At 64.0% G+C, this 19,152-nt stretch carries 16 protein-coding genes, 1 tRNA gene and 1 riboswitch; of the genes, 5 read left to right on the forward strand and 12 right to left on the reverse strand.

Features of this window, described 5'->3' with window-relative positions:
- The first annotated feature begins 5 nt into the window (after positions 1 to 5).
- Entirely contained in the window at positions 6 to 1,937 is a 1,932-nt protein-coding gene (locus tag VGN93_RS04820; protein ID WP_327506563.1) for a glycosyltransferase family 2 protein, read from the forward strand.
- 20 nt (positions 1,938 to 1,957) lie between these two features.
- On the opposite strand, the gene VGN93_RS04825 is transcribed toward VGN93_RS04820, so the two are convergent.
- Positions 1,958 to 2,031: transfer RNA gene (locus VGN93_RS04825), tRNA-Gly, on the reverse strand.
- A 123-nt stretch (positions 2,032 to 2,154) separates the two neighbouring features.
- Between VGN93_RS04825 and VGN93_RS04830 the strand changes: the two genes are divergently transcribed.
- Positions 2,155 to 3,624: an MJ1477/TM1410 family putative glycoside hydrolase gene (locus VGN93_RS04830; protein ID WP_327506564.1), complete on the forward strand. Its 1,470-nt coding sequence runs from the start codon at positions 2,155 to 2,157 to the stop codon at positions 3,622 to 3,624.
- Between the two features lie 92 nt (positions 3,625 to 3,716).
- Here the strand turns inward: VGN93_RS04830 and VGN93_RS04835 are convergent, their stop codons facing one another.
- Positions 3,717 to 4,826, reverse strand: a complete 1,110-nt coding sequence (locus tag VGN93_RS04835) for a 2'-deoxycytidine 5'-triphosphate deaminase (RefSeq protein WP_327506842.1) — start codon at positions 4,824 to 4,826, stop codon at positions 3,717 to 3,719.
- 78 nt (positions 4,827 to 4,904) lie between these two features.
- A riboswitch (SAM riboswitch) is annotated at positions 4,905 to 4,983 on the forward strand.
- Positions 4,984 to 5,026: 43 nt separating this feature from the next.
- On the opposite strand from VGN93_RS04835, the gene VGN93_RS04840 reads away from it, so the two are divergent.
- Both VGN93_RS04840 and apaG read left to right on the forward strand, forming a co-directional pair.
- Positions 5,027 to 6,211, forward strand: coding sequence for an O-succinylhomoserine sulfhydrylase (locus tag VGN93_RS04840; protein WP_327506565.1), 1,185 nt, complete (start codon positions 5,027 to 5,029; stop codon positions 6,209 to 6,211).
- Positions 6,212 to 6,333: 122 nt separating this feature from the next.
- On the forward strand, positions 6,334 to 6,726 hold the full coding sequence (apaG, locus tag VGN93_RS04845; protein WP_319323879.1) for a Co2+/Mg2+ efflux protein ApaG: 393 nt from the start codon (positions 6,334 to 6,336) through the stop codon (positions 6,724 to 6,726).
- Between the two features lie 13 nt (positions 6,727 to 6,739).
- On the opposite strand, the gene VGN93_RS04850 is transcribed toward apaG, so the two are convergent.
- The 3 genes from VGN93_RS04850 to VGN93_RS04860 form a co-directional block, all read right to left on the reverse strand.
- Positions 6,740 to 7,732, reverse strand: a complete 993-nt coding sequence (locus tag VGN93_RS04850; protein WP_327506567.1) for an Hsp33 family molecular chaperone — start codon at positions 7,730 to 7,732, stop codon at positions 6,740 to 6,742.
- A gap of 203 nt (positions 7,733 to 7,935) precedes the next feature.
- Positions 7,936 to 8,847 carry an ornithine carbamoyltransferase gene (gene argF / locus VGN93_RS04855; protein WP_327506568.1) on the reverse strand — a complete coding sequence of 304 codons (912 nt, stop codon included), beginning with the start codon at positions 8,845 to 8,847 and terminating at the stop codon, positions 7,936 to 7,938.
- A gap of 33 nt (positions 8,848 to 8,880) precedes the next feature.
- Positions 8,881 to 10,071 carry an aspartate aminotransferase family protein gene (locus VGN93_RS04860; protein ID WP_327506569.1) on the reverse strand — a complete coding sequence of 397 codons (1,191 nt, stop codon included), beginning with the start codon at positions 10,069 to 10,071 and terminating at the stop codon, positions 8,881 to 8,883.
- A 422-nt stretch (positions 10,072 to 10,493) separates the two neighbouring features.
- On the opposite strand from VGN93_RS04860, the gene VGN93_RS04865 reads away from it, so the two are divergent.
- Positions 10,494 to 11,033: a GcrA family cell cycle regulator gene (locus VGN93_RS04865; RefSeq protein ID WP_327506570.1), complete on the forward strand. Its 540-nt coding sequence runs from the start codon at positions 10,494 to 10,496 to the stop codon at positions 11,031 to 11,033.
- 294 nt (positions 11,034 to 11,327) lie between these two features.
- Here the strand turns inward: VGN93_RS04865 and phoB are convergent, their stop codons facing one another.
- From phoB to phoR, 7 genes are all read right to left on the reverse strand, one after another.
- A complete protein-coding gene (gene phoB, locus VGN93_RS04870; protein WP_319323884.1) occupies positions 11,328 to 12,011 on the reverse strand; it encodes a phosphate regulon transcriptional regulator PhoB in 684 nt (227 codons plus the stop codon).
- Between the two features lie 14 nt (positions 12,012 to 12,025).
- On the reverse strand, positions 12,026 to 12,754 hold the full coding sequence (gene phoU, locus VGN93_RS04875; RefSeq protein WP_327506572.1) for a phosphate signaling complex protein PhoU: 729 nt from the start codon (positions 12,752 to 12,754) through the stop codon (positions 12,026 to 12,028).
- Positions 12,755 to 12,805: 51 nt separating this feature from the next.
- Positions 12,806 to 13,621 (reverse strand): phosphate ABC transporter ATP-binding protein PstB, encoded by an 816-nt coding sequence (pstB, locus tag VGN93_RS04880; RefSeq protein WP_319323886.1) that lies wholly within the window; start codon positions 13,619 to 13,621, stop codon positions 12,806 to 12,808.
- Between the two features lie 13 nt (positions 13,622 to 13,634).
- A complete protein-coding gene (gene pstA / locus VGN93_RS04885) occupies positions 13,635 to 14,963 on the reverse strand; it encodes a phosphate ABC transporter permease PstA (protein ID WP_327506573.1) in 1,329 nt (442 codons plus the stop codon).
- Positions 14,960 to 16,444: a phosphate ABC transporter permease subunit PstC gene (gene pstC / locus VGN93_RS04890; protein ID WP_327506574.1), complete on the reverse strand. Its 1,485-nt coding sequence runs from the start codon at positions 16,442 to 16,444 to the stop codon at positions 14,960 to 14,962. The genes pstA and pstC overlap by 4 nt, the downstream gene beginning before the upstream one ends.
- Before the next feature lie 141 nt (positions 16,445 to 16,585).
- Positions 16,586 to 17,620 carry a substrate-binding domain-containing protein gene (locus VGN93_RS04895; protein WP_327506575.1) on the reverse strand — a complete coding sequence of 345 codons (1,035 nt, stop codon included), beginning with the start codon at positions 17,618 to 17,620 and terminating at the stop codon, positions 16,586 to 16,588.
- Between the two features lie 189 nt (positions 17,621 to 17,809).
- Complete coding sequence (gene phoR / locus VGN93_RS04900) at positions 17,810 to 19,105, reverse strand: phosphate regulon sensor histidine kinase PhoR (RefSeq protein WP_414714016.1); 1,296 nt, start codon at positions 19,103 to 19,105, stop codon at positions 17,810 to 17,812.
- Positions 19,106 to 19,152 lie beyond the last annotated feature (47 nt).

Below are 19,152 nucleotides of genomic sequence, written 5' to 3' on the forward strand. Positions count from 1 at the left end.
GCTGCATGCGACTGGCAGAATATCCTGACGATATCGCTTTCGCCACCGCAATCGGCATTCTGCCGGCGCCATGCGGCCCACCCTGCGAGGAACACATCCCACCGCGCCTGATGACGGAAGCCCGGCTCTTCCGTCGGCTCGGCCTGTCGAAGACGCTGATCTCGACCATGCTGGTGCGCGCCAGCCAGCATGGCACGACGCTGGAATCGGAATTGCTGGCGAGCGGCGCGGTCTCGGAAGAGATCTATTACGAGGCGCTTGCCGAAATCCTGCACCTTCCGTTTCTCACCCGGATCGACCCGTCTCAGCTCGAAGACCTTCCCAGCGTGGATACGCAACTCGTGGAGCCCACCGTCGTGCGGCTTCGCCATCCCGCTCGCGCGCCGACCACGGCGATCGTGCCAAGCGCCGAACGGCTGGGTTATCTCACCGAGCGGCTTGCCCAGGCGCCTGCCCTGCGCACGATGATGGCCGCGACCACGCCCTCGGCCTTGCGGGCCGCACTCTGGCAGGCCGGCTGCAATCGGCGGGTGCGCGATACGGTGGACCAGCTTTTCGCCACGATGCCGGAGGCGAGCGCCCGCATCACGCTTTGGGGACGGCAAGGTTTTTACACCGGCATCGTGTTGGCGCTCCTGCTCTCGCTCGCCATTGCCGCGCCGACGCTCGCGCTGATGCTCCTGCACATCGCGACGACCCTGCTTTTCTTCGCCACCTTCCTCGTCCGCCTTGTCGCACTGCTCGCCAAAAAGCGGCAGGAGGGGCGTGCACTGGCCCGCCCGCCTGCCCGGCCGCGCCCGGTCTATTCCGTCTTCGTCGCGCTCTACCGGGAAGCGGCCGTCGTGCCGCAACTCGTCGCGACCCTGAACAAGATCGAGTGGCCGGTCGCCTGTCTCGATATCAAGCTGATCTGCGAGGCCGACGACCAGGAGACGCTCGACGCGCTGGCCGCCATGCCGCTCGGCCGGCAATACGAGGTGGTCGCGGTGCCGCCCGGCCGGCCGCGCACCAAGCCCAAGGCGCTCTCCTATGCGCTGGGTGCCGCGCGCGGCGAATATCTGGTGATCTACGACGCGGAGGACCGGATCGATCCGCTCCAGCTCGAGGAGGCTTGGCGCACCTTCGAGAGCGGTCCTCGCGACGTCGCCTGTCTGCAGGCGCCGCTCGTCATCACCAATGTGCGGGAAAGCTGGCTCAGCGCCCTCTTCGCGCTCGAATACGCCGGGCTGTTCCGGGTGCTGCTGCCACGGCTCGCGACCGCCCGCCTGCCCATGCCGCTCGGCGGCACGTCCAACCATTTTCGCACGCGCGTGCTTCAGCAGGTGGGCGGGTGGGACCCGTACAATGTCACCGAGGATGCCGACCTGGGCCTCAGGCTCTACCGCCTCGGCTATCGCTGCGGCACGATCACCCGGCCAACCTACGAGGAGGCGCCGAGCGGGCGGGATGCCTGGCTCGGCCAGCGCACGCGCTGGTTCAAGGGCTGGCTGCAAACCTGGCTGGTGCTGATGCGCCGCCCCTCGCGGCTGGTGCAGGATATGGGCCTCTGGCCGAGCTTCGTCTTCCAGGTGCTGATCGGCGGGCTCATCCTCTCGTCGCTCGCCCATCCGCTCATCATCGCCTATATCGGCATGATCACCTGGTCGCTGTTCTTCCAGTCCGCTTATACGGTCGGGCCGTTCGAGCTCACGATGTTCGCCATCGACATGGTCAACATCTTCGGCAGCTACGCAATCTTCGTCGCCCTCGGGCGGGGCGGAATGGCGCCCGGTGAACGGGCCGCCGTGGGCTGGCGCTGGGTGCTGACGCCGCTCTACTGGCTGTTCCTTTCGTTTGCCGCCTGGCGCGCGGTCAGGGAACTCTGCAACGACCCGTTCTTCTGGAACAAGACAGCCCACCGCCCGGCGCAGACGGAGACAAAGGTGGAAGCCGGGTAAGAAAGAGGATGTCGGGCAGCTGGAGCGGGTAGCGGGAATCGAACCCGCGCGTTCAGCTTGGGAAGCTGACAGGCTACCATTACATCATACCCGCAAGGCAGCGCGACGGCGCAGTCATTCAACAGTTCGCCCGGCGTGTCAAGCGCGCGACATGCCCGGTGGGCTATACTAGATTGACGTCCGGATTTCATCGATTCGTTCGGAGCCAAAACAACCTATGATCCAGTTCACCACCTCCACCGGCACCGTCTCGGTCAAGAATTGGGGCTATGAGCTGCAAGGGCTGAACGGCAACGCCCTCGATCCGACCCTCATCGCCTCGGCCACCCACGACCTGCTGGTGATCGACGCCTCGCGGGACGGAACCGATGCCGGCCGGTTTTCCCGGGACGAAATTACGCGCATGAAGGACGGCATGGGCGGGCGCTCCGTCGTCGTCTCCTATACCTCGATCGGCGAAGCCTCGGACTTCCGCAACTATTGGGACAAGGACTGGACGACGACCGGCACGGCGACCGGACGGTTGACCGGCGAAGCGCCGGACTGGCTGGGGCCGGTCAATCCCGACTGGCCGGAGAGCCGAAAGGTCCGCTACTGGGATTCCGACTGGCAGACGATCATCTTCAACGACCAGAAGACCGGCGAAGTCGATGCCATCGTCAAGGCGGGTTTTGACGCGGCCTATCTCGATATCGTCGACGGCTATTACTTCTGGGGCGCGGAGGTTTCCGCGAAGGACAAGCAGGCGGGCGATCCGAGGACCGTGAAGCAGGCGGCGCAGCGCATGGTCGATTTCATCGTGGACCTGACCGCGCATGCACGCGAGAGCAACCCGGATTTCTTCGTGATCCCGCAGAACGGCGCCTGGATTCTCGACGACCTCGGCTCCGACACCGCGCGCAAGAAGGCCTATCTCGATGCCATCGGCGGCATTGCGGTGGAGGACCTGTACTTTCGCGGCGATGCGGACGAGAACAATCCGCTGCGCCCGGACGAGGAGACCATCGCCACCCTGAAGCGGGATTTTCTCGACAAGGGCATACCGGTCTTCGTCGTCGACTACATCAACGGCAGCAAGCGGGTCGCCGACTTCAACAAGATGGTGCTGGAAGACGGTTTCATCCCCTTTGCCTCGCCCGACCGGGATCTCGACCGGCTGGTCGGCACCCATGACGGCGACCCGGCCTATATAAAACCCTCGGCAAAGGCGGATGTGTTGCGCGGCTCGAAGCTCGCGGACACGATCCATGGGCTGGCCGGCAATGACAGGATCGACGGCCGGGCCGGGAACGACTGGCTCTATGGCGGCGCGGGCAAGGATACGCTGACGGGTAGCGCAGGCGCCGACAGGCTGAAGGGTGGTGCCGGCGCCGATACGTTCGTCTTCAAGTCCATCAAGGATTCGACGGTCGCTGCCGCCGGGCGCGATACGATCGGCGACTTTTCGGCAAAGGAAGGCGACAGGATCGACCTGAAGGCCATCGATGCGAGCACGAAATCCGCCGGCGACCAGGCCTTCGTCTTCATCGGCACCCAGGCTTTCCACAAGAAGGCGGGCGAGCTGCGTTATGAGACCAAGGCCGGCGACACATATGTGTTTGGTGACGTGAACGGCGACGGCAAGGCCGATTTTTCCGTCCGGTTCGACGCCGCGATCACATTCACGAAGGGCGACTTCATTCTTTAGCCGGCTTAAGGCTTCGCCAGCTCAGCTTTGGACAATCGGCGCGTATGGCAATCAGCCCGCCTCGGCGGGCATAAGCCCCCGCACTTACAAAATTATCCCGCGCGAAAATGCTTGGAGAGTTTCAGGCCCTGCGCCTGATAGTTGGAGCCGAGGCCGGAGCCGTAGAGGCCTTCGGGCGCATCGAGCATGTGCTCGTAGACGAGGCGGCCGACGATCTGGCCGTGTTCGAGGATGAAGGGCACCTCGTGGCTGCGCACCTCCAGCACGGCGCGGCTGCCGGAGCCGCCGGCGGGCGCATGGCCGAAGCCGGGATCGAAGAAACCGGCATAGTGCACGCGGAATTCGCCGACGAGCGGGTCGAAGGGCGTCATCTCGGCGGCATAGAGCGGCGGCACGTGCACGGCCTCGCGCGAGACGAGGATGTAGAACTCGTCCGGATCGAGGATCAGTTCGTTGCGGCCGCGGCTGAACAGCGGCTCCCAGAAATCGAAGATATCGTGCTGGTTCTTCCGGTCGACATCGACGACGGAGGTGTGGTGTTTGCCGCGATAGCCGATGAGGCCTTCCGGACCGGTGCCCTTGAGGTCGATCGACAGCGCGATGCCGCCGCCGGAAACGTTCGGCGTGTCGCTCGCCACCAGCGTATCGCTGCCATGCAGCGCCAGCAGCTCGCTTTCGCCGAGCAGGGCATTGCCCTTGCGGAAGCGGATCTGCGACAGGCGCGAGCCGCGGCGCACGACGATCGGGAAGGTGCGCGGCGAGATTTCGAGATAGAGCGGGCCGGAATAGCCGGCCGGGATCTTGTCGAATTCCTGCGCGCGATCGGTGATGACGCGGGTGAAGATGTCGAGGCGGCCGGTGGAGCTTTTCGGGTTGGCGGAGGCGGCGAGTTCCGCCGGCAGGTCGAGGCTTTCCATCAGCGGCACGATGTAGACGCAGCCGGTTTCCAGCACCGCGCCGACCGAGAGATCGATGACGTGCAGTTGCAGCCGGTCGAGCTTGTCGGCGACGAGATGGGCCGGGCCCGGCAGGAAACTTGCGCGCACACGGAAAGCCCGCGCGCCGAGGCGCAGGTCGAGGCTTGCCGGCTGGATCTGGTCGTCGTCGAGCGGGGCCTCGCTTTTCAGCCGGCCGCCGTCGAACAAGCCACGAATGGCGTTGTCCGCCAGAATACCTGTGCTGCGCACCGCAGAGCCACCCATCATCATAAAGTCCCGTCAGAAGGCCGCACAAAACCAAATGCCGGCAATTGACGCAAGCGCGGGCGCGCAGTATTAGCAAAGTTATCCCGTGGTGATTTGGCCGGCCGGCTTGCAGCCACGTAAAACAAGTAGCTAAAAAGGCCGGGTTCAAAACCGGCCTGCTTTTGCGGCCGGTTTTTTTGTTTGAAGGCGAAGATCACATGAGCAAGTCCTGGCGCGCAGCCACCCAACTCGTTCACGGCGGAACCACCCGCTCCCAGCACGGCGAAACCGCAGAGGCAATCTTCCTCACGCAAGGGTTCGTCTATGACACGTCCGCGGCCGCCGAAGCCCGCTTCAAGGGCGAGACGGACGGCTTCATCTACGCCCGCTACGGCAGCCCGACCAACGACATGTTCGAAAAGCGCATGTGCCTGCTGGAAGGTGCCGAGGACGCGCGCGCCACCGCGTCCGGCATGGCGGCCGTCACGGCTGCGATCCTCTGCCAGTTGAAGGCCGGCGATCATATCGTCGCCGCCCGCGCGCTGTTCGGTTCCTGCCGCTGGGTGGTCGAGACGCTCGCGCCGAAATACGGCATCGCGTGCACGCTGATCGACGGCCGTGACCTTTCCAACTGGGAAAAGGCGATCCAGAAGAACACCAAGGTGTTCTTCCTCGAAAGCCCGACCAACCCGACGCTGGAAGTGATCGACATTGCCGGTGTCGCGAAACTTGCCAACCAGATCGGCGCCAAGGTCGTCGTCGACAACGTCTTCGCGACGCCGCTCTTCCAGAAGCCGCTCGAACTCGGCGCGCATGTCGTCGTCTATTCCGCCACCAAGCATATCGACGGCCAGGGCCGCTGCCTCGGCGGCGTGGTGCTTTCGGACAAAGCGTGGATCGACGAGAACCTGCACGACTATTTCCGCCATACCGGCCCGGCCATGTCGCCGTTCAATGCCTGGACGCTGCTGAAGGGCATCGAGACCCTTCCGTTGCGCGTCAAGCAGCAGACGGAGAATGCGAGCCGCATCGCCGATTTCCTCGCCGACAGCAATAAGGTCGCCCAGGTGATCTATCCGGGCCGCAAGGACCATCCGCAGGCCGATATCATTGCCAAGCAGATGACCGGGGGCTCGACGCTGGTTTGCTTCGAGCTGAAGGGCGGCAAGGAGGCGGCCTTCGCGCTGCAGGATGCGCTGGAGGTGGTCAAGATCTCCAACAATCTCGGCGATGCGAAGAGCCTGATCACCCATCCGGGCACGACCACGCACAAGAACCTGACGGACGAGGCGCGTGCCGAACTCGGCATTTCTCCCGGCACGGTGCGCCTGTCGGCCGGCATCGAGGACAGCGAAGACCTGATCGAGGATTTTGCGCGCGCCCTTGCGAAGATCAACGCCTGATCCTCGACATTGCGAAACGGACAATGCGAAAGCACCGGCCAAAGCCGGTGCTTTCTTTGCTTATTCTTGACGAAACCATATTCCTGTAGAATAGCAGGAGCTAATCAGTTCAAGGCTTGCCCATGTATCGTGCGCTTACCCGCGACATCGAAGTGACTGTCGAGCCGTACTACCTGGCCGATCAGTCCGATCCCGACGACAGCCGTTATGTGTGGGGTTACCGGGTGGTCATCGCAAACCATTCCGATGTCGTCGTCAGGCTGATGACGCGCTACTGGCACATCACCGACCAGAACGGCCAGGTGGACGAGGTCAACGGGCCCGGCGTCATCGGCGAGCAGCCGGTGCTGCGCCCTGGCGATACCTACGAATATTCCTCCGGCTGCCCGCTCGAAACCCCGTCGGGCATCATGTTCGGCCGCTACCGCATGGAAACAGAAAACGGCGACGCCTTCGACGTCGCCATTCCCGCGTTTTCACTGGATACACCGGGGCAGCCGCGCGTCCTCAACTGAGGACGCGGGCTCTTTACTGCGGCAAAACTTCCGCCGCCTCGAAGCGGTAGGTGGTCGAGCAGAATTCGCAGGTGATTTCGATCTCACCCTTGTCGTCCGTCGTGTGCGCGATCTCCTCGGCGTCGAGCGCGGCGAGCACGCCCTTCAGCTTCTCGCGCGAGCAGGAGCAGCGGTCGAAGACCTGCTGCGGCTGGTAGACGCGCACGCCGCGCTCGTGGAAGAGGCGGAACAGCAGCCGCTCGGTGCCGACATTCGGGTCCGTCAGTTCATCGGCGTCGATCGTCTCGACCATCGCCTTGGCTTCCGCCCAGTTGTCGTCGTCGGCGATCTTGTGGCCGGCCTCGTCGCCGTCGCCGCCCGGAAGATCGGGCTGGCGCATGCGCTCCGGCGCCTGCGGCAGAAACTGCGCGACCATGCCGCCGGCACGCCAGCGGTGGCGTGCCTTGCCATCCTGATCGCGATCGAACAGCTCGGCGACACCGAGGCGCACCTTGGTCGGGATCTGTTCCGACTGGCGGAAATAGACGCCGGCGATCTCTTCCAGCGTGTGGCCGTCGAGAGGCACGATGCCCTGGTAGCGCTGGGTATGCGCGCCCTGGTCGATGGTGAAGGCGAGGATGCCCTTGCCGAGCAGCTCGTGCGGCTCGGTCCGGCCTTCGGCGATCGCGGCGTCGAGCGCTTCCTGGTCGAAGCGGGCATAGGCGCGCACATTCTCCGGCGCGGAGAAATCGGCGACCAGCAGGTCGACGGGGCCGTCGCCCTTGGTCTGGACGATCAGCTTGCCTTCGAACTTCAGCGAGGTGCCGAGCAGGACGGTGAGCGTGATTGTCTCGGCCAGCAGACGCGCGACGGGTGCGGGATAATCGTGCCGGCCCAGAATGGTGTCGAGCATGGGGCCGAGCTGCACGGCGCGGCCGCGCACGTCGAGACCCTCCACCTGGAACGGCAGGACATGGTCGTCTCCGGAAAAACCGGGCTCACCGAGTTTCAGGGCAGTCTCCGCCATCATCATCATTCCGCTCCTTGCACGCTTCGGCGCCGCCGAGGCCATGGGCCCGGCCTGCTTTCCGACAGGCGTTCTACCGTGATTCAGCGCTCGCTCTCGCCCGATCATTCCATACCGGGCAGGCAAGCGCCAGAGAAAGCGCCCTTCGGCGCTTCGTGATGGTCCCTAGATCGTGCCGCCCGCGGCGTTTTTCAAGACGGGCGTCAGACGGCGCCGAGGCACCAGGCGAGGATCGATTTCTGCGCATGCAGGCGGTTTTCCGCCTCGTCGAAGACCACCGACTGCGGGCCGTCGATCACCTCGTCGGTGACCTCCTCGCCGCGATGCGCCGGCAGGCAATGCATGAAGAGCGCATTCTCGTTCGCCCGCGCCATCAGCTGCTTGTTCACCTGGTAGGGCTGGAAGATGTTGTGTCCGCGCGCGCGGTGTTCCTGGTTCATCGAGACCCAGGTGTCGGTGACGATCAGGTCGACGCCGTCGACGATGGCGTCCGGATCATGGCCGAGCAGGATGTTGCCGCCATTGTCGCGCGCCCAGTTCAGGATCTTGTCGTCGGGCTCGGAGCCCATCGGCACGGCCATCCGCATCTTATAGCCGAAGCGGGCAGACCCCTCGACGAAGGAATGCAGCACGTTGTTGCCGTCGCCCGTCCAGGCGAAGGTCTTGCCCTTCGTGGAGCCGCGATGCTCCTCGAAGGTCATGACGTCGGCCATGATCTGGCAGGGATGGGTGAGGTCCGTCAGCGCGTTGATGACCGGCACGGTGGCGTGTTCGGCGAGCTCCAGCAGACGATTATGGTCGGTCGTGCGGATCATGATGGCGTCGACATAGCGCGACAGCACCTTGGCCGTATCGCCGATGGTCTCGGCGCGGCCGAGCTGCATTTCCGTGCCCGACAGGAACAGCGTCTCGCCGCCGAGTTGGCGCATGCCGACATCGAAGGAGACGCGGGTTCGGGTGGAGGGTTTCTCGAAGATCATCGCGAGCATCTTGCCGGCAAGGGGCTTGGCTTCCGTGCCGGCCTTGCTGGCGGCCTTGCGCGCGTGCGCATCATCCATGATGACGCGAAGATCGCTTTCCGAGACGGCGGAAAGGTCGAGAAAATGCTTGGCCATGATGTGTCCTGTCTGTCCCAGTCCCTTAAGCGCTCAGGCGGCCTTGGCGGCGGTGAGCTTTTCGGCAGCCCGCTCGATGCGCGCAAGCCCCTCGCGCGCTTCTTCGGCGGTCACCGTCAGCGGCGGCAAGAGCCGCAGCACATTGTCGCCCGCAGGCACGGCGAGCAGCTTTTCCGCACGCACGGCCTTGAGCAGCTCGGCGGTCGGAATCCTTGCCTTGATGCCGAGCATCAGACCCTCGCCGCGGATATCCTCGATGATCTCGGGGAAACGATCCTTCAGCGCCGCGAGGCCCTGGCGGAAGACCAGCGCCACGTCGCGGACGTGCTCCAGGAAGCCCTCCTCCAGCACGACGTCGAGCACCGCATTGCCGACCGCCATGGCGAGCGGGTTGCCGCCATAGGTGGAGCCGTGCGTGCCGGCGACCATGCCGGCGGCCGCTTCGTTCGTGGCAAGGCAGGCGCCGAGCGGGAAGCCGCCGCCGATGCCCTTGGCGACGGCCATGATATCCGGCGTGACGCCGGACCATTCATGGGCGAAGAGCCGGCCGGTGCGGCCGACGCCGGATTGCACCTCGTCGAGGACCAGCAGCAGGCCGTATTCGTCGCAGAGCTGGCGCAGCTCCTGCATGAATTCCTTCGGCACCGGGCGGATGCCGCCCTCGCCCTGCACCGGCTCGATCAGGATCGCCGCCGTCTCCTCGGTGATCGCGTCCTTGACGGCGGTGATGTCGCCGAAGGAGACCTGGAGGAAGCCGGGCGCCTTGGGGCCGAAACCTTCGAGGTATTTTTCCTGGCCGCCGGCGGCGATGGTCGCGAGCGTGCGGCCGTGGAAGGCGCCTTCGAAGGTGATGATGTGGAACTTGCCGGGATGGCCCTTGGCGAAATGATAGCGCCGCGCGGTCTTGATCGCGCATTCCAGCGCCTCGGCACCGGAATTGGTGAAGAACACCTTGTCGGCGAAGGTCGCTTCCGTCAGGCGCCGGCCGAGGCTCTCCTGGCCCGGAACCTCATAGAGGTTCGACAGGTGCCAGACCTTGTCGGCCTGGTCCTTCAGCGCGGCGACGAGATGGGGATGCGCATGGCCCAGCGAGTTGACGGCGACGCCGGCGGCGAAATCGAGATATCGCTCGCCATCCTCGGCAATCAGCCAGACGCCCTCCCCGCGCGTGAACCGCAGGGGCGCACGCATATAGGTTTCATAGAGCGGCGCGGCATCGGCCATGGCGCGGATCCTCCGAAAAGAGATGCGGAAAACGTGAATACTGCTTGACTTTTCCAGGCTCCAGAAAAATCAAAAGCCGCCTTTCGGCGGCATGCGGCACTATCGGCATTTAAGGCCGGGATGTCAACAAATCGCACCCCGAAATAGTGCTGAACCTCCCGCAAGGTGAGGATTCACGCTACGCGCGGAAGGTGTCGCTATCGAGTCACACCCGACCAGCAAGTTGGGGAAAACTCCAAATTCGATTCGCGCGGATTCGGCCGACTCTTGTCACAGAGTCCCCCTGTCTCTAGGTTAAAGACCAATTACTAGACTGCATGCGGCGGAACTAGTCACCACAAGAGTTAGGGCGTTCATGTTCCGGACCCGTCCGGAATGCGATGAGGGATTCCCGCATTGCGCGCGTCGAGCGGAGACAAGAGATGAACTGGACAGACGAGCGGGTCGAGAGACTGAAGAAGCTCTGGAGCGAGGGCCTGAGCGCGAGCCAGATCGCGGCACAGCTCGGCGGCGTCAGCCGCAACGCGGTGATCGGCAAGGTGCACCGGCTGAACCTGCCGGGCCGCGCCAAGGCCGGCGGCACGCAGAGCGCGTCGCGCGCCAAGCGCCCGGCGCCGGTCGCCCCGCGCCCCGCGACGACCTTCCAGGCACGCGCCGTCACCGCCCGCTCGGTCGTACGTCCGACCGGCAACGCGATTGCCAAGGAAGAGATCGAGACGGATTTCGAGACGCAGCGCGAACAGCTTCCGGTTCCGTCCAACGGCAACAATGTGGTCGTGCCGATGTCGCGCCGGCTGGAGCTGACCCAGCTCACCGAGCGGACCTGCAAATGGCCGATCGGCGACCCGCTGAACGACGACTTCCACTTCTGCGGCAACGAGTCCCCGGACAACTCGCCCTACTGCACCTACCACCAGCGCCTCGCCTACCAGCCCTCGGCCGAGCGGCGTCGGATGCGGTAATTTTTTCCACGACAGCCCATGCGATGCGGACCCGAAAGGGTCCGTTTTCGTTTCCGGCTCGCGACGGCAGGCCAGACATGTTCCTACCTCCCCCTTGAGGGGGAGGTCGCCGCAAAGCGGCGGGTGGGGGTGACCGCATCCGCACCGACGTCTCTTGCGGAGAGGTCCGTCACCCCACCCCGGACCTCCGGTCCGACCCTCCCCCTCAAGGGGAGGGTGAGCTGCCGCGCAGCTCCAGCGAACGCAAACAGGCCCCGAAGGGCCCATTTTCGTCCTTGGGAGGAAAGGGATCGCTCAGGCTTCGAGCGAGTAACCGGCGCCGCGGACCGTGCGGATGACGTCCTGCATGTTGGCGAAGTTGAGTGCCTTGCGCAGGCGCCCGACATGCACGTCGACGGTGCGTTCATCGACATAGATGTCATGCCCCCAGACGCCATCGAGAAGCTGCGAGCGCGAGAAGACGCGGCCGGGCGAGGTCATCAGGAATTCCAGCAGGCGGAACTCCGTCGGGCCGAGGCGCACTTCGCGGGTGCGGCGATGCACGCGGTGCGTCTCGCGGTCGAGCTCGATATCGCCGCAGCGCAGCACGGTCGAGACAACCTCCGGCTTCGCCCGGCGCAGCATGGCGCGCACGCGGGCGACGAGTTCCGGTGTCGAGAACGGTTTGACCACGTAGTCGTCGGCACCGGTGGCGAGCCCGCGCACGCGCTCGCTCTCCTCGCCGCGCGCCGTCAGCATGATGATCGGCAGGCGCTCGGTCTCCGGCCGTTGGCGCAACCGCCGGCACAGTTCGATGCCCGAAACGCCCGGCAGCATCCAGTCGAGGATGAGGAGGTCCGGCATGCGCTCCTGCAAACGCACTTCGGCCTCGTCCCCGGAGAGGATCGTATCGACCTCGAAACCTTCGGCTTCAAGGTTGTAGCGCAGGAGCACGCTCAGCGCCTCCTCGTCTTCCACGACGGCGATTCTGGGCACCATGGAGGCAGAACTCCTTATTCGGACGCTTCGGTGACGTCGGCAGTGACCACTGACGTCGAGGTGTCGTCCTTCGGGCGTTCGCCCTCGGGCTGCGAGCCGGTCGCCATGTAGTAGATGGTTTCCGCGATGTTCGTCGCATGATCGCCGATGCGCTCGATGTTCTTGGCGCAGAACAGCAGGTGGGTGCAGGGCGTGATGTTGCGCGGATCTTCCATCATGTAGGTGAGGAGTTCGCGGAACAGCGAGGTGTAGATCGCGTCGATCTCGTCGTCGCGCTCGCGGATGGCCTTGGCCTTTTCGACCGAGCGGACGGCGTAGACGTCGAGCACCTCCTTGAGCTGTATCAGCGTCAGTTCGGCGAGGTGCTCCAGGCCGCGGGTGAGCTTGCGGGGCATGCCCGAGCTCTGCACGGCGATGACGCGCTTGGCGGTGTTCTTGCCGAGGTCGCCGACGCGCTCCAGCTCGGCCGCGATGCGGATCGCGCCCATGATCTCGCGCAGGTCCGCCGCCATCGGCTGGCGCTTGGCGATGGTGACGATCGCCTTCTCGTTGATCTGGCGCTCGGCCGTGTCGAGGATGATGTCTTCCGAGATCACCTTCTGCGCCAGCGCACCATCGGTGGTGACGAGCGCGCGGACGGAATCCGCCACCATCTGCTCGGCCGTGCCACCCATTTCGGAGATGCGGCGGGATAGGTACTTCAGTTCTTCGTCGTAAATCGACATGATGTGGGTCGATGACATGGTTCTGTCCTTAATGCGCTCGATTTTTCAGGGTGTTCAGCAACGATAGCGTCAGCCGAAGCGGCCCATGATGTAGTCCTGCGTGCGCTGGTCATCCGGGTTGGTGAACATCTTGTCGGTGTCGTTCTCCTCGACGAGGTTGCCGAGGTGGAACATGGCGGTTCGCTGCGAAACGCGGGCCGCCTGCTGCATCGAATGCGTCACGATGACGATCGTGAAATTGGCGCGCAGCTCATGGATCAGTTCCTCGACCTTGGCCGTCGCGATCGGATCGAGCGCCGAGCAGGGCTCGTCCATTAGGATGACTTCCGGGCTGACCGCGACGGCACGTGCGATGCACAGGCGCTGCTGCTGACCGCCGGAAAGGCCGGTGCCGCCTTCCATCAGGCGGTCCTTCACCTCGTTCCAGAGACCGGCCTTCTGCAGGCTCTGTTCGACGATGATGTCCATGTCGGCCTTCGCCTTGGCAAGGCCGTGGATGCGCGGGCCGTAGGCGACGTTCTCGTAGATCGACTTCGGGAACGGGTTCGGCTTCTGGAAGACCATGCCGACACGGGCGCGCAGTTCGACGACGTCGATCGACGGATCGTAGATGTCATCGGTGTCGAGCGTGATGCGGCCGGTGACGCGGCAGCCCTCGATCGTGTCGTTCATACGGTTCAGCGTGCGCAGGAACGTCGACTTGCCGCAGCCCGAAGGGCCGATGAGGGCGGTGACGGTGTTCTCGCGGACGTTCAGGTTGACGTCGTAGAGGGCGCGCTTGTCGCCGTAATAGACCGAAACGTCCTTGCCGATCATCTTGTAGGAAATGTCGTTCATTTTCTTGTCCAGCGCTTTCTCGACTGCTGCTTCTGACATCATATTCATCTGTTTGGTCCTTCTACCAACGCCGCTCGAAGCGGCGGCGCAACAGGATGGCGCCAACATTCATGAAGATAAGGAAGATGAGGAGGATGATGATGGCGCCCGACGTGCGCTCAACGAAAGCACGCTCCGCCTCGTTCGCCCACATGTAGATCTGGACCGGCAGCGCCGTTGCGGGATCGAGCGGCGTCGACGGGATATCGGCGACGAAGGCAACCATGCCGATCAGCAGCAGCGGCGCGGTTTCGCCGAGCGCATGCGCCAGGCCGATGATCGTGCCCGTCAGGATACCCGGCATGGCGAGCGGCAGGACGTGGTGGAACACGGTCTGCATCTTGGAGGCGCCGAGGCCGAGAGCGGCCGCGCGGATCGACGGCGGTACGGCTTTCAGCGCGGAACGGGTCGCGATGATGATCGTCGGCAAAGTCATGAGGGTCAGCACCAGGCCACCGACGAGCGATGCCGAGCGCGGAAAACCGGCGAAATTGATGAAGACAGCAAGACCCAGCAGACCATAGACGATCGATGGCACCGCAGCGAGATTGTTGATGTTGACTTCGATGAGGTCGGTGAAGCGGTTCTTCGGAGCGAATTCTTCGAGATAGATCGAAGCCGCCACGCCAATCGGCAGCGCGAGCACGAGCACGATCAGCATCATGTAGAGCGAGCCGACAACCGCAACGCCCACACCGGCTGCTTCCGGACGGCTCGAAGCGCCGTTGACGAAGATGCCTGTGTTGAAGTGTTTGGAGAGTGCGCCGCTTTCGGCAAGCTGGTTCATCCAGCCGACCTGCTTGTCGGAAATCTTGCGGTTGTTTTCAGCGACCGAAAGATCGATCTGGCCCTTGAAAGCGGAATCGAGGTCGCCGTGTGCAAGGAACGTCACGGTTTGCGTCGTGCCGATGATCGACGGATCGGCGGTGACGAGATCGCGCAACTGTGTGCGAACGCTATCCGAAATCATGCCGTTGACAGCCCGCAGGCCCGCACGGTCGTCTTCGCCGACACCAAGCACCTTGGCGAGCGCATTGCGGGCGACGACCGGATAGTTGGCCGATACCAGCTTCTGCGGGTTGGTGGCGCGTTCGTTGTTCTTGTCGATGATCTGCTCGGAGAACTCGACCGGGATGGTGATCATCGACTGCTGGAACGCGGTGTAACCCTTGGAGACAACCGAGAACAGCAGCAGGAACAGGAACAGCAGGCCGAAGGCGACGGCGGCCATGCCGTAGAGGCGGAAGCGACGCTCGGCGGCGTAGCGGCCACGCAGGCCGATATCGCGGCGTTCGGGCTTGGAGGCAGCGCCTAGGGCGGCCACCGAGGAACTCGTGGAGACCTGGCTCATTCGTACTGCTCCCGGTATTTGCGCACAATGTAGAGGGCGTAGATGTTAAGGCAAAGCGTGATGACGAAGAGCGTTATGCCCAGCGCGAAGGCCACCAGCGTCTGAGGCGAGGTGAACTCGAGGTCGCCCGTCAGCTGGCTGACGATCTTGACCGTCACGGTCGTCATCGGATCGAAGGGATTGAGCTGGATGCGGGCGGCAACGCCGGCGGCAAGCACCACGATCATGGTTTCACCGACAGCGCGCGAAGCCGTCATCAGCAAGGCGCCGACGATGCCCGGCAACGCGGCCGGCAGGATAACGCGCTTGATCGTTTCGGACCGCGTAGCGCCGAGGCCGAGCGAACCGTCGCGCATTGCCCGCGGAACGGCGGTGATGATGTCGTCCGACAGCGAGGAGACATAGGGGATCAGCATGATGCCCATGACGAAACCTGCCGTCAGAACGCTCTGCGCCTGGATGAAGTTGGAATAATCGCCGGTGACCAGGCCGTTGAGCTGCTGAGAAAGGTCGCGCAGGAACGGACCCACGGTCACCAGGGCGAAGAAGCCGTAGACGATCGTGGGAATACCGGCCAGCACCTCAAGCAGCGGCTTGGCCACCGAACGGACCGTGCGCGAGGCGTATTCCGACATGTAGATGGCGGCGAAGAGGCCGACCGGCACGGCGACCAGCATGGCGACGAAGCCGATATAGAGCGTGCCGGCAAGCAGCGGGATCAGGCCGAACTGGCCGGAGGAGTCCGTCGAACCTGCAGCGGCGAAGCGCGGATCCCAGGTCGTGCCGAAGAAGAATTCCCAGGCAGGAACCATGTTGAAGAAGGTGATGGCTTCCGTCAGCATCGACGCGACGATGCCGACCGTCGTCAGGATGGCGATCGAGGATGCGGCGATCAGGGCCACCAGCATCACGTTTTCGACGCGGTTCCGGGCCCGGAAACGCGGTGCGATCGTGCGGTAGGCGAATGCGCCACCGGCAGCGGCAACAACCAGCACCACGATCGACAGGAGCGTACTGCTCGCCTTCGTCATGCGGTTGAGATCGTCAGCCGACTTCAGCATGTAGGGCGCCGGATCCGACGCGAGCGGCACGCCCTTGGAGGCAAGCACCGTGCGGGCGGTCGCGCCATCCGCATACATTGCCGTACGCTCTTCCGATGACAGCAGAGACAGGCCGCGCGAGATGGCGCTGATCATGTTGTAGTTGAGGTTCTGCGTCGCCTGCGGCTCGGCCTTCACCTCGTCGGGAAAGCCGCCGCGGACTGTCGAGCTGATGTAGATCGGGCTCGCGATGATCCAGACCACCAGCACCAGCACTGCGGGAAGCATGGCCCAGATGGCGACGAAGGAACCGTAATAACCCGGCCGGGAGTGCAGATTGGATAGTTTGCCGCCGGCAAGCGCGTTGGCGCGCCAGCTTCCGACCAGATAGCCCGCCACGCCGATGAGGGCGACGACGAGCAAGAGAAGGGAAATACTCATTTAGGAAATTCTCCCGGCGAGATCATCCGCGCTGTCATTTTACGTCTCGCAAAGCTGCCAGAGCCTTGCTGGAATTGCCCCCGGGCGCGCAAGCCGCTCAAAAGGGGCGGCCGGCGCGAAGACCGCGCCGGCCAAAGACAATTACATGATCTTGCCGTCTACGAAGGCCTTGCGGATCTCTTCGCGCTCTGCGTCCGGAGCCGAGACGAGACCGTATTCAGCCAGCGGGGAGTCGGGGCCGATCATGTCGTCGCTCGTGAAGAACTCGACATATTCCTTCAGGCCCGGGATGACGCCGAGATGTGCCTTCTTGACGTAGAAGAACAGCGGGCGCGAAACCGGATATTCGCCGGAAGCGATCGTTTCCGTCGACGGAACGATGCCGTTGATGGTGGCGACCTTCAGCTTGTCGGCGTTGTTTTCGTAGAAGGAAAGGCCGAACACGCCGATACCGGACTTGTTGGCGGCGATGCGGGCGAGGGTTTCCGTGTAGTCGCCGTCGATGTCGACAGCCATGCCGTCCTTACGAACGGCTACGCACTTCGCAGTCTGCTCCTTGGCATCGGCGATAGCAGCCTTGATGACGTCCAGAGCGCCGGAGTCCTTGCAGCCGTGCGCGAGGACCTTTTCTTCGAAGACTTCGCGCGTGCCGTGCTTGGAGCCCGGGATGTAGGCGGCGATTTCGGCGTCCGGCAGAGCGGCGTTGACTTCCGACCACTTCTTGTAGGGGTTGGCGACCAGCTTGCCATCGACGACGACTTCAGCGGCCAGCGCCAGGTAGAGGTCCTTCGGCTCGAGCTTCAGGTCGGCATTGCCGGAGTCGGTCGCGAAGACGATGCCGTCGTAGCCGATCTTGACTTCCTGGATTTCCGTCACGCCGGCCGTCTTGCAGGCTTCGACTTCGTCAGCCTTCATCGAACGCGATGCATTGGCGATGTCGATGGTGTCCGGGCCGACGCCCTTGCAGAATTCCTTCAGACCGCCGCCCGTGCCGCCGGATTCGACGATCGGGGTCTTGAAGTCGGGGAAGGTCTCGCCGAACGTCTCGGCAACGATCTTGGCGTAGGGAAGGACGGTGGAGGAGCCTGCGATCTGGACCTGGTCGCGCGCAACGGCAGCGCCTGCGAATGCGGCGGAAGCGACGAGCGCCGCGACTGTGAGCTTAAGAGATTTCATCTGGGTTCTCCCGAAGAGGACATATGTGGGAAGCGCAGGTTTCGCGCTCTCTGCCGTTGACCGGCGGCTCTTCTCTAACCCCCGATCGCCCTCTCTTTTATGTCAGTTTGACGAAACATTTGTGACATGCCAAACAACTGAAATTATTTCACTTTTTCGAACGATGCGACGACGGCATCATTTTTTGTGTCAAAACTTCACGGTAAACACCGTGCCCTTGCCCACCTCGGACTTCACGACGAGGCGTGCGCGGTGGCGCGTCAGGATGTGCTTGACGATGGCGAGCCCAAGGCCTGTGCCTTTCTTGGAACGGCTCGCCTCCACGTTAACCCGGTAGAAACGTTCGGTAATCCGCGGCACGTGTTCCGGCGGGATGCCGGGGCCGTAATCGGTGACGCTGAGTTCGACGGGCGTGTCGCCGCCGCCGGTGAGCGAAACGTCCACCCGCTTGCCTTCCTGGCCATATTTGCAGGCATTCTCGATCAGGTTTTCGAAGACCTCGACAAGCTCGTCGCGGTCGCCCGGCACGATGACGGGATATTTCGGCAGATCCAGCACGACCTCGATGCCGAGATCGCCGGCGAGCGGCTGCAAGCTGTCGCGCACATGGCCGAGCAGCGGCACGAGATCGACGGTCTGGTCCGGCGTGAGGTTGGAGCGCAGTTCGAGGCGGGAGAGCGACAGCAGGTCGTCGACGAGGCGGCTCATGCGCGTCGCCTGCTCGTGCATAATGCCAAGGAAACGTTCATGCGCCTTGACGTCGTTCTTGGCAGGCCCCTGGAGGGTCTCGATGAAACCGCGCAGCGACGCCAGCGGCGTGCGCAGCTCATGGCTGGCATTGGCGATGAAGTCGGAGCGCATGCGGTCGATGCGGCGAGCCTGCGAGACATCGCGGAAGGTGAGCAGCCAGAGCGGCTCGCTCGTGCGGTCGGCGAGCGGCGCGATGCGCACCACATAGACGGTCTCGGAGGGCAGCCGCTCGGCATGTTCCGTCTCGCGCGGCTGGCCGCTCGCGATCGCGTCACGCACCATGTCGAGGATGCCGGGCGCACGGATACGGCCGGCAAGGTCGCTGTTGCGGGGAATCGCGCCGAAAATCGCCTCGGCGGCACGGTTCTGGAGTTTTACGGTTTCGCGCCCCGAGAGGAGCAGGGCCGGCGCATCGAGCGCGCCGAGCACGGCGGCGATGGCGGAGAGGTCCTCTGCCGGCGGAACGGACGGGGAATCCGTCGGCACGGGCACTGCGACCGGGGCCGTGGCCCGGATGGCGGTGTCGGCCATGCGGCGCTCGGTGCGCAGCAGGCCGGCGATGACGAGCAACAGCACGGCAAAGAAAACCCAGCCGAGATGCATGCCGGCGAGCCACATGACGAAGCCGACAAAAACAGCCGAGGCGATAAGGACGCGTTCGCCCCACAGTTGTATTGCCAGCCAGCCGAGGACCGTCCGCTGATCCGTCACCGCCACCCATTCCCTTGCAAGCATCCTATCCTCCGCACCTCCATCGATTCTCCATGGATAGCGCGGCTTCA

This window comes from Shinella sp. (assembly GCF_035998705.1).
Taxonomy (GTDB): domain Bacteria; phylum Pseudomonadota; class Alphaproteobacteria; order Rhizobiales; family Rhizobiaceae; genus Shinella.

What these genes read in the sequence shown, in the direction of transcription:
- VGN93_RS04865 (WP_327506570.1), top strand. Translation starts at nt 10,494, where the DNA reads ATGAACTGGACAGACGAGCGGGTCGAGAGACTGAAGAAGCTCTGGAGC.
- apaG (WP_319323879.1), top strand. Translation starts at nt 6,334, where the DNA reads ATGTATCGTGCGCTTACCCGCGACATCGAAGTGACTGTCGAGCCGTAC.
- phoU (WP_327506572.1), bottom strand. Translation starts at nt 12,754, where the DNA reads ATGTCATCGACCCACATCATGTCGATTTACGACGAAGAACTGAAGTAC.
- VGN93_RS04840 (WP_327506565.1), top strand. Translation starts at nt 5,027, where the DNA reads ATGAGCAAGTCCTGGCGCGCAGCCACCCAACTCGTTCACGGCGGAACC.
- VGN93_RS04895 (WP_327506575.1), bottom strand. Translation starts at nt 17,620, where the DNA reads ATGAAATCTCTTAAGCTCACAGTCGCGGCGCTCGTCGCTTCCGCCGCA.
- VGN93_RS04850 (WP_327506567.1), bottom strand. Translation starts at nt 7,732, where the DNA reads ATGGCGGAGACTGCCCTGAAACTCGGTGAGCCCGGTTTTTCCGGAGAC.
- VGN93_RS04860 (WP_327506569.1), bottom strand. Translation starts at nt 10,071, where the DNA reads ATGGCCGATGCCGCGCCGCTCTATGAAACCTATATGCGTGCGCCCCTG.
- VGN93_RS04835 (WP_327506842.1), bottom strand. Translation starts at nt 4,826, where the DNA reads ATGGGTGGCTCTGCGGTGCGCAGCACAGGTATTCTGGCGGACAACGCC.
- pstB (WP_319323886.1), bottom strand. Translation starts at nt 13,621, where the DNA reads ATGAATATGATGTCAGAAGCAGCAGTCGAGAAAGCGCTGGACAAGAAA.
- phoB (WP_319323884.1), bottom strand. Translation starts at nt 12,011, where the DNA reads ATGGTGCCCAGAATCGCCGTCGTGGAAGACGAGGAGGCGCTGAGCGTG.
- VGN93_RS04820 (WP_327506563.1), top strand. Translation starts at nt 6, where the DNA reads ATGCGACTGGCAGAATATCCTGACGATATCGCTTTCGCCACCGCAATC.
- pstC (WP_327506574.1), bottom strand. Translation starts at nt 16,444, where the DNA reads ATGAGTATTTCCCTTCTCTTGCTCGTCGTCGCCCTCATCGGCGTGGCG.
- phoR (WP_414714016.1), bottom strand. Translation starts at nt 19,105, where the DNA reads ATGCTTGCAAGGGAATGGGTGGCGGTGACGGATCAGCGGACGGTCCTC.
- pstA (WP_327506573.1), bottom strand. Translation starts at nt 14,963, where the DNA reads ATGAGCCAGGTCTCCACGAGTTCCTCGGTGGCCGCCCTAGGCGCTGCC.
- argF (WP_327506568.1), bottom strand. Translation starts at nt 8,847, where the DNA reads ATGGCCAAGCATTTTCTCGACCTTTCCGCCGTCTCGGAAAGCGATCTT.
- VGN93_RS04830 (WP_327506564.1), top strand. Translation starts at nt 2,155, where the DNA reads ATGATCCAGTTCACCACCTCCACCGGCACCGTCTCGGTCAAGAATTGG.